The sequence below is a fragment of the Pedobacter sp. genome (assembly GCF_965279535.1).
Taxonomy (GTDB): domain Bacteria; phylum Bacteroidota; class Bacteroidia; order Sphingobacteriales; family Sphingobacteriaceae; genus Pedobacter.
Genome location: NZ_OZ257244.1, coordinates 237514 through 246922, shown reverse-complemented (window position 1 = coordinate 246922; position 9409 = coordinate 237514). Strand labels below are relative to the sequence as shown.

The window sequence follows — 9409 nt, the reverse complement described above, 5'->3', positions numbered from 1 at the left end:
CCAAACTACTATAAATCAATACTATTTTTCAATTTTTAACGTTTAAGCAAAATTTCAAATCTAAGTAAGTTTAATAATACAACATATAAAATTACAATTACAATAATTTAAAAATCATAAAGTCACCATTATACTATTTCCAAGTATTTTTCTGGCTTAATGACCATGTTCTTCCCCTTCATTTTTAACTTTACTCATCAAATCATACGCACCTTTAATTACGAATTGCCTACTTTCCAAATCTGTTAAAAACGAAACCTGAGTATATCCCTGTTCAGATACTCCTTTTTTCACTTCCAGCATCTCGTATTGAAATCCAACGTTTTTCTGATCATTTGATTTCGCTATAAATACATATTCTTTGCCCTCAAAACCTACAATTGCCTCATCCGGCAAAGCACTAACTTTATTCATACCACTTTCTACATAAGCCTTAAGGTACATTCCCGGCAATAGCTGGGTATCCTCCTGATCTAAATGGCAATGAATCTGAACGGTTCTTTCCTTGCTGATTTCACGGCCGATGAGATAAACCGTGGCCATCCGCTCCTTTTCTTCATTGGCAAGTGTAAACCGAACCTTCTGACCAATTTTAAGTTTAGGAACATCCTTTTCAAAAACCGTAAGCTCAGCATGCAGATGTTCTGTATCAGCAATCTTAAATAACAAATCTGTGGTACTCGCAAAAGCCCCAACATTGGTATTAACCTGTGTTACATAACCACTTATAGGCGCATAGAGATTAAAAGTTTTTAAAATCTGACCAGACTCTAAAGCCTTAAAATTGATGTTAAGCAGCGCCAGTTTACTGCGCTGCCCCAATAGCCTCGCGCTTACACTTTGATATTCACTTCTCGCCTTTTGCAGTGCTTTTCTGGAGTTCACATTTTCCCTGGCAAGCTCTTCCTGACGATCAAGTTCTAATTTTAAATACTGTAACTGGCTTTTATAATCCAGGTAGTCCTGCTGCATCTGAATATACTCCGGATTCTGCATAACTGCTACCAAAGCACCCTTTTTCACGCGCATACCTTGTAACATATCTGTACTTTTTACAATTCCCTCTAAGGGTGTAGATACAGAAACTAAGCTTTGAGGCGGAAGATCCAACATGCCGTTTACCTTAGTGGTTCCGCTAAGCTGCTTTTGTTCAATCCCCCCTAAGCTGACACCAATTAATTGCTGTTGTTCTGGTGTAAGTGTAACAATATTGCTTTCGTTGTGCACTTCTTCCTGCTCCGTTTTAAGCTCTTTTTTAGATTCGCCACATGCAGATACCAAAATGGTAAACAGCATTACATAAAAATTTTTATATATTGATTTCATTGTTTAAAACGATTGATTATTACCAGTTAAATATTCGATTTGATTGATACTTTGATTTACCTGCAAAAGCGCCTGCAACCGGCCTTCAAAAATGGCATTGGCCTGCTTTAAATTTAACAGGTATTCCGAATAGCCAATCTCCCCATTTTGATAGGCTAAACGGCTATTTTTTAATATTAATCCGGCACTTGTACTCGCCGAAGCTTTAAAGTATGCATAACGTCCGCTGTTTTTAAGGTACTCGCTGAAGCTTTGCTGGTACTGACTACTAAACTTATTTTGCTGAAGCACTAACACATTGGTAGCCAAATCCCTATTAATGGCTGCGGTTTTTACTTTTGTACCATAGGATCTGTAAAACAGTGGAATGGATAAACCAAGCTGAAAACCCTGAAAACGCTTGTCGTTACCGAAATAAACCTCTGCACCATTTACTGTTTGAAAGCCTGTTAGCGATTGATTAAAGTATCCCACCGTAATGTCCGGCAGTGCCTTCGCCAATTCTACTTTCCTTTCTTTTTCTGCAACTATAACCTGTTGTTTTAGGTAAGCTAAATCGGGATTATGCTTAAGCAAGGTGGTATCTTTCAAAAAAGAAGCCTCATGCTCTTTCAAATAGGGATCTGACAGTTTCAGGTCATCCTGAATGTAGAGTAAATGCCGCAGTTGAGTTTTATACACCTCAATATCAAGCATATTTTGATTCAACAGGTTCTGAACCTCCTTTAATTGCGTTTCTGCAGATACTTTCTCCAGTAAATTCCCTTCTCCTGTTTTATATTTCATTGAAGCAGACTTTACAAAACCCTTATAAATGCTATCCTGTTCATTCAACAGTTTTTCCTTAGAATTAAAGTATTGCAGCTGTGTATAAACGGTTTTAACCTGATAAACCAGCTCGTTTTTTGCTGAGGCCAGTTGAATCTGACTGGCTTTAATGCGCTCGGTTCCCAAAGAAGAACTGGCCGAGAATAAGGTTGGAAAAGGAAGGGTTTGGCTAACGGTAAAATTGTTATCATGCTTATTCAGGCTATTATATTGTCCAAACAGCAAACCTACATCCGTTTTAGGTAATTCCAGCGCTCCCTTTTTCAGCTCTTGCTGAAGGTTAACCCCTAATTGCGCGCCAATAACCGCTTTGTTATTTTGTAATGCCAAACTGATGGCTTCATCCAAACTCAGTGTTTTAGATTGACCCTTCGCAATAGAAACTCCAAAAAAGGGAAGTATGAGGATCAATATCCCGGCTACGGACTTTATTTTTATTTTTTTCCATGCCCCCTTCTCTACCCAAATGTATAAAACAGGTAACACCAAAAGGGTAAGCAGCGTTGCAGATAGCAGGCCTCCGATTACTACTGTGGCCAGCGGACGCTGAACTTCGGCACCGCTTCCGGCAGAAATAGCCATTGGCAAAAAGCCCAGCGAAGCCACAAGCGCGGTCATAATTACCGGACGCAACCTGATGGCTGTCCCCATTTTGATAATGTCATTTATATCTTTCATCCCTTCCTTTTTTAGTCTGTTAAATTCACTAATCAATACTATCCCATTCAATACGGCTACACCAAAAAGTGCAATAAATCCAATGCCCGCTGATATACTAAAAGGCATTCCCCGGGCCCAAAGCGCAAGCACGCCTCCAATAGCAGATAATGGAATCGCAGTAAAAATCAACAAGGCATGTTTAAGTGAAGAAAATGTGAGATAGAGTAATAGCAAAATCAGCAGTAAGGCTACGGGTACTGCCAAACCAAGCCTTTTATTTGCAGCTTTTAGGTTTTCGAAAGTTCCCCCATAAGTTGTGTAATAGCCTGGCTCATACTGAATACCGGCATCTACCTTTTTTTGAATTTCTTCAACAATGCTTTCTACATCCCTTCCCCTAACATTAAAGCCAACCATTATTCTTCGTTTCGCATCATCTCGCTGAATTTGATTCGGTCCTTCCTTATAACTGATATCTGCCAATTGTTCAAGAGGAACCTGATTTCCGTTCGGGGCTGTCACAAAAAGGCTTTTAACATCTGCTATAGACTGCCTGTTTTCCTTTGCCAAACGTACAACCAAATCAAAACGTTTCTCTCCTTCAAATACAAATCCAGCTGCCTCGCCGGCAAATCCTGATCGGACAGCGGTATTTACATCTTCAATGTTAAGCCCAAACTGTGCAATTTTATCCCGATGAAAAGAAACGATCACCTGTGGAAGCCCAGAAACCTGCTCCACATATACATCTTCCGCACCTTCTATGCTCCGGGCAATACTTCCAATCTTATTGGCATAACTGCTTAACTTAGTAAAATCTTCTCCGTAAACTTTAATTACCACGTCTTGTCTGGCACCAGTCATCAACTCATTAAACCGCATTTGTATAGGTTGCTGAAACCCAAAGGTTACTCCCGGAATATATTGTTCAAGCTTCTCCTGCATTTTTTCTGCAAGTGCTTCTCTATCTGATGCACTGGTCCACTCCGCTTTATCTTTTAAGATAATCATCAAATCACAAGCCTCAACAGGCATAGGGTCGGTTGGAATTTCCGACGAACCTATTTTACCAATTACTTCCTTTACTTCGGGAAAATGATCTTTAAGCACTTTTGCAGCCCGGGTTGAAGCTTCAATCGTTTGAGATAAACTGCTCCCGGTAAGTACCCTGGTTTCTACAGCAAAATCCCCTTCTTCTAGTGTGGGAATAAACTCAGCACCTAAATATTTAAAGATGACCAAACAAAACACAAACAGTACCAGGGCAATCCCAACTACTAAAACCCTGGCTTTTAATGCGAAATTCAGCATAGGCTGATAAATGCGTTGAAAAAATGCCATAATTTTATCGGAGATATTCTGCTTTTGGCTGATTTTTTTACTCAAAAACAAGGCACTCATCATGGGTATATAAGTTAATGAAAGGATAAATGCGCCTAAAATGGCAAAAGCTACAGTTTGAGCCATTGGCCTGAACATTTTGCCTTCAATTCCTACCAATGCTAAAATTGGGAGGTAAACAATAAGAATAATCAGTTCACCAAAGGCTGCACTGTTACGGATTTTAGAGGCCGATGCATAAATCTCTGCATCCATTTCCTGCTGACTTAGGGCTGCCTGGCTCTTTCTTAATCCCAGGTGATGCAAAGAAGCCTCTACGATAATGACCGCACCATCTACAATCAATCCAAAATCTATTGCACCTAAACTCATCAGGTTTCCACTTACGCCAAACAGGTTCATCAAACATACTGCAAACAACATCGCAAGTGGAATCACAGAAGCTACAATAAGTCCGGCCCTGAAATTCCCTAACAAAAGCACCAAAACAAAAATGACAATTAACGCCCCTTCTGCCAGGTTCTTAGTCACCGTACCAATCGCACTATTCACTAATTTGGTCCGATCAAGAAAAGGTTCAATAACCACTCCTTCCGGCAAACTCTTCGAAATCTGCTCCATTCTTTCCTTAACATTGGCAATAACTTTCGAAGAATTTGCACCTTTCAACATCATCACTACCGCACCTACAACCTCTCCCTGGTCATTTCGGGTCATTGCACCGTATCTTGTTGCCGCCCCGATCTGAACATCTGCTACATTGCGAATTAAAACAGGGATACTGCTTTCATTTGTTTTGACAACAATATTTTCTATGTCTTCAATACTTTTAATCAAGCCCTCAGTTCTAATGAAATAAGCATGAGGTTTTTTATCAATATATGCCCCTCCTGTATTTTGATTGTTTTTTTCTAAAGCGGTAAAAATATCCTTGATGGATATGTTCATGCTCCGCAGTTTATCCGGATTAATGGCAATTTCATACTGTTTGAGATAGCCTCCAAAACTGCTTACATCTGCAATTCCTTCAACACCCAAAAGTTGCCGCCTAACAATCCAGTCCTGGATACTCCGTAATGCAGAAGCGTCATATTTTTTTTCATAACCCTTTTTGGGATGGATTACATACTGATAAATCTCACCTAAACCAGTGGTTAATGGCGCTACTTCCGGCGTTCCGATTCCTTTGGGAATATTCCGGTTTACTTCTCCCAAACGTTCAGTTACCTGTTGTCTGGCCCAATATATTTCTACATTTTCTTTAAAAACTACCGTAACTACCGAAAGACCAAATCTGCTAAATGACCTCACTTCTTCGATTCCGGGGATAGTAGACATGGTTTGTTCAACGGGATAAGTTACAAACCGTTCAATATCTTCTGCACCATTGCTTGGTGAAGTGGTAATAATTTGTACCTGATTATTCGTAATATCCGGGAGGGCGTCTATTGGCAATTGCCTGAGCGAATATATCCCCCATGCAATTAAGGCCAATATCAATATACCTACAAGCAGTTTCTGCCTGATGGAAAACTCAATTATGCTGTTTAACATGTTTTAGTAAAATCAATTTTAACAAACAACTGCTTTGGCGTATACGCCAAAGCAGCCGCACACCGTCTGGTATGCTCCAAATTCCTGGACAGAAAACCAGGGTTAAAAAATAATTAAACTAGTTTTGGCGGTTGCCAGATATTGGTAGGCTGGCTTTTCAAATCTGATAAATGAAAGCCAGTAAAAGGTTTTTCAAAAAAAGAAGTCATTAAAACAGTTGTACACTCTATAGGAAAATACTGCCCAACAGAACAGCAGGCACAACTGCAAAATGGCGGACAAGCATCTTCATCAATATGATTGGATGGCGAAGCGTTATCCTTGATGTTTGTGGTATTTTGTTGAACTGACACCATATCCGCCTTATCCTGGCAAGGTAAAACACCCAGCAGGATCAGATAAACTGAAAAAAGGAGAATAAAATGTTTCATTAAAAGCAAATATAATCATTATCCATACAGTAACAAGATCTGAGCATCAAGTCTTGCTTCCCAAAACTCAGATCATGATACTTAACACAAGATATTAACCTCTTTATACTTGATACTTTATACTTTATACTTTATACTATGTACTTTATACTATGTACTTGATACTATCCACTTCCAACCATCAATCCTTAATATTTTGGGATACTTTCTTTTTACTGGCAGGCTCAGGTGTTTTTATCGGTTCATCCGGATTATAAAAATTCAAACCGGCAGCCTTGTACCAATTCAGATGTGTTTTCAGGCGTGTTAAAAATTGCTGATCATTTCTTTTAGCAGGAATTGACCATGCTGCTTCCGCCAGTGAGGCAATCCTCGGAAACAGCAGGTAATCTAATCGTTGCTCATTCTGCGCGGTTTCTGTCCAAAGATTAGCCTGAATGCCTATAACATGCTGCTGATCCCGGCTATTTGTGAGGGATTTACCAATATCAAAATTATATACCGAAAGCAGATCATTGAATTTTCCACCCCACTTTCTGCCATACTGATGTTTGGTATCCTGTACAAAATCAAAATAAAGTGGCAGCCTTGGGCATAGTACTGTTTGATATCCTTTGGTTAAGGCCTGACTCAATTGCTCCGGTTTATCGTGTCTCCACCAAAAAATAATGGTTTTATCAATTGGTAAATCTGAATCTACCATTTCATCCCAAACCAATACTTTACTTTTCATAGCAAAAACAGAATCCGCCATCCTTTTCATGAAATACTTCTCCACCGCTAAATCTGAAGATAAGCCTTTCCTTTGTTTCAATGCAGTAATTGCAGTATCTGTTTTCCATTCCTGGTTTCCAAAACTTACCTCATCGCCCCCCAGGTGAATCATGTTAGCAGGGAACAATAATTGCGTCTCTTTAAGAATATGAGTTAAATACCGATAGGTTTTTTCATAGCCCGGATTAAAGGTAAATTCGGGATGATCCTCTGAACCCCCGCCAGAATACTCCGGGTAAGCCATATTTGCTGCCGTGGCATGACCAGGCATATCAACTTCGGGAATAACAGTAATAAAACGGTCAGCAGCATAACTTACAATTTCTTTGATATCTTCCTGAGTATAATATGCTGCAGGTACATTGGCATCAGTATAATTTCCTATTCCACCAACCAGCGTTAACCTTGGATATTTTTTAACCTCCATCCGCCAGGCTGGTTCATCTGTTAAATGCCAGTGAAACTGGTTCAATTTGTATAAAGCCATCCAATCCAATAAAGACTTTACTTTCTCTTTACCAAAAAAATGCCTCGACTCGTCTAACATAAAACCTCTCCAGGAATATAATGGTTCATCATTTACATGCATAGCCTGTAATGCAATCTTAGCTTTAGTCACCCTGGCGGCCTTAACCAATTGAAGCAGTGTTTGAATTCCGTTAAACACACCATTAGCCGTACTTCCCGCTACTATAACCTGTTTTGTACTGATGGTTAACTGATAAGCTTCCGGATTCTTTGCCTTTTTTCCCTTTTTTAAGATTAAATGAATGGCTGATTGATGGTCATCACCAGACAAATAATTAATACCTGAAACCGCAAATAGGGCCAGACGTAAATAGTTGCCCTCCTTAGTTAAATCTGCATCGGCAAATATGGTCGTGTTTCCATGAAGTTCAAATGTCCCTTCATTTATTTTTAATTCCTGAGGATAAGGGACAATGGCAGGTAGTTCTTGTGCAGCTAAAATTTTGCCACACAACAACAGGCTGATGAATAACAGTTTTTTCATTAATTCAAGGTCACTTTTAAAGTATAAATGGGTATTTTATTGCTCAATACATAATCTTCAGGTAAGGATATGGAAAGACCTGTAGCCGTTGCTTTCCAGTTAACCTTTTTCTCCGTCCCCAACAAATCCACTGATTTTATAGAAAGGCCTTTTAAGCTTTTAATTTCGAAATCCTTTTTCTTCCAGCTTCTCAATAAGGCAAAAACACTTTTATCTTTAGCTGTAAAAAATATATCGGCATCAAGTGATTTAGGAGTTCCATCGTAAATGGCATCCTTCATTTTGCTGTTTTCGTCTTTCTTACTGATCGAAGCAGATTCCAGCTCATTTCCCTCAGCAGCAATAGCATATGGATGCGTTCCTGTAATTGCTTCTCCGTTAACTTTCATCCACTGCCCGATAGAATCCAGTCTTGCGGTAGCCCAGGCAGGAAACGTACCATTGCCCATCGGACCAACGTTGAGCAACAGGTTTCCATTATTAGACACTACATTAATAAGATTTCTCACCAATAGTTCGGGTGACTTCCAGGTGCTATCGTGTCGGTTATATCCCCAATTTTTACCAATCGTGATGCAAGCTTCCCAGGTATTCCTGGAAGCTGCGCCAAGGCTTTGTTCTGAAATCCCAAAATCACCATAACCATTTCCAATCCTGCTGTTTACAAGGCAATTGGGTTGCAGTTGAGTAATCAATGCTCTTAATTCAGCACTCTCCTTTTTGCTAATCAGCTCAGGAGTATCAAACCACATCACAGCAATAGGTCCATAATTTTTTAAAAGCTCGGTAACCTGCGGCTTCACTTTACGTTCGAAATATCTGTTAAATACCTTGGCATCTTCATCAGGAAAATCCCAGGTATTGCTTCTTCCGGCTTTAACCGGCCAATTGGTGGGCACATCCGGATCTTCCCAGTCTCTACCTAACGAATAATACAAACAAAGTTTAATGTCGTATTTTTTACAAGCAGCCGCCAGCTCAGCTAAGGGATCTCTTTTAAAAGGCGTACGTTTATAAATATTATAATCGCTTACCAATGAATTGTACATCGCAAAGCCATCATGATGCTTTGATGTATAAACAATGTACTTCATACCTGCCCTTTTTGCTTGCTTAACCCAGGTTTCAGCATTAAACTGGGTTGGGTTAAATTTATCTGCAATGGTGGCATATGTTTTCACCGGAATGCGTTCGTAAAGCATAAAGTGTTCGTTTCCTTTATAGGGATGTCCGTTCCAGTCCCCAGCTGTTTGAGCATACAAACCCCAGTGTAAAAACAAACCAAATTTGGCATCCTTAAACCAGGTCATATCCGGACTGGCAACCTGAGCTTTGAGGTTAATTCCTGTCGCCAGGAAGAAGATCGATAAAAGTAAAAGAGGTCTTTTTAAAAACATGTATTGGCTATGTGGTAAGTTAATCTAAGAAATATAATTCCGTATCTGTTCAAAAGTAATGAGATCGAATACTAAACAAGGGTGAT

General features: G+C 39.5%; 5 protein-coding genes. All 5 read right to left on the bottom strand.

Going from position 1 to position 9409, the window contains the following annotated elements; translation table 11 throughout:
- Positions 1 to 156: 156 nt before the first annotated feature.
- Positions 157 to 1326 (bottom strand): efflux RND transporter periplasmic adaptor subunit, encoded by a 1170-nt coding sequence (locus ACQY77_RS00850; protein ID WP_421939883.1) that lies wholly within the window; start codon positions 1324 to 1326, stop codon positions 157 to 159.
- A 3-nt stretch (positions 1327 to 1329) separates the two neighbouring features.
- Complete coding sequence (locus ACQY77_RS00845) at positions 1330 to 5709, bottom strand: CusA/CzcA family heavy metal efflux RND transporter (RefSeq protein WP_421939884.1); 4380 nt, start codon at positions 5707 to 5709, stop codon at positions 1330 to 1332.
- A 113-nt stretch (positions 5710 to 5822) separates the two neighbouring features.
- The gene (locus tag ACQY77_RS00840; RefSeq protein WP_421939885.1) at positions 5823 to 6140 is read right to left on the bottom strand and encodes a DUF6660 family protein; all 318 of its coding nucleotides are present in this window, start codon (positions 6138 to 6140) and stop codon (positions 5823 to 5825) included.
- A gap of 181 nt (positions 6141 to 6321) precedes the next feature.
- Positions 6322 to 7926, bottom strand: coding sequence for a beta-N-acetylhexosaminidase (locus ACQY77_RS00835; RefSeq protein ID WP_421939886.1), 1605 nt, complete (start codon positions 7924 to 7926; stop codon positions 6322 to 6324).
- Complete coding sequence (locus ACQY77_RS00830; protein ID WP_421939887.1) at positions 7926 to 9323, bottom strand: alpha-L-fucosidase; 1398 nt, start codon at positions 9321 to 9323, stop codon at positions 7926 to 7928. The genes ACQY77_RS00835 and ACQY77_RS00830 overlap by 1 nt, the downstream gene beginning before the upstream one ends.
- Positions 9324 to 9409 lie beyond the last annotated feature (86 nt).

Bases quoted from the DNA above. Each gene is read 5' to 3' on its own strand.
- ACQY77_RS00850 (WP_421939883.1), bottom strand. From the start codon at position 1,326: ATGAAATCAATATATAAAAATTTTTATGTAATGCTGTTTACCATTTTG.
- ACQY77_RS00845 (WP_421939884.1), bottom strand. From the start codon at position 5,709: ATGTTAAACAGCATAATTGAGTTTTCCATCAGGCAGAAACTGCTTGTA.
- ACQY77_RS00840 (WP_421939885.1), bottom strand. From the start codon at position 6,140: ATGAAACATTTTATTCTCCTTTTTTCAGTTTATCTGATCCTGCTGGGT.
- ACQY77_RS00835 (WP_421939886.1), bottom strand. From the start codon at position 7,926: ATGAAAAAACTGTTATTCATCAGCCTGTTGTTGTGTGGCAAAATTTTA.
- ACQY77_RS00830 (WP_421939887.1), bottom strand. From the start codon at position 9,323: ATGTTTTTAAAAAGACCTCTTTTACTTTTATCGATCTTCTTCCTGGCG.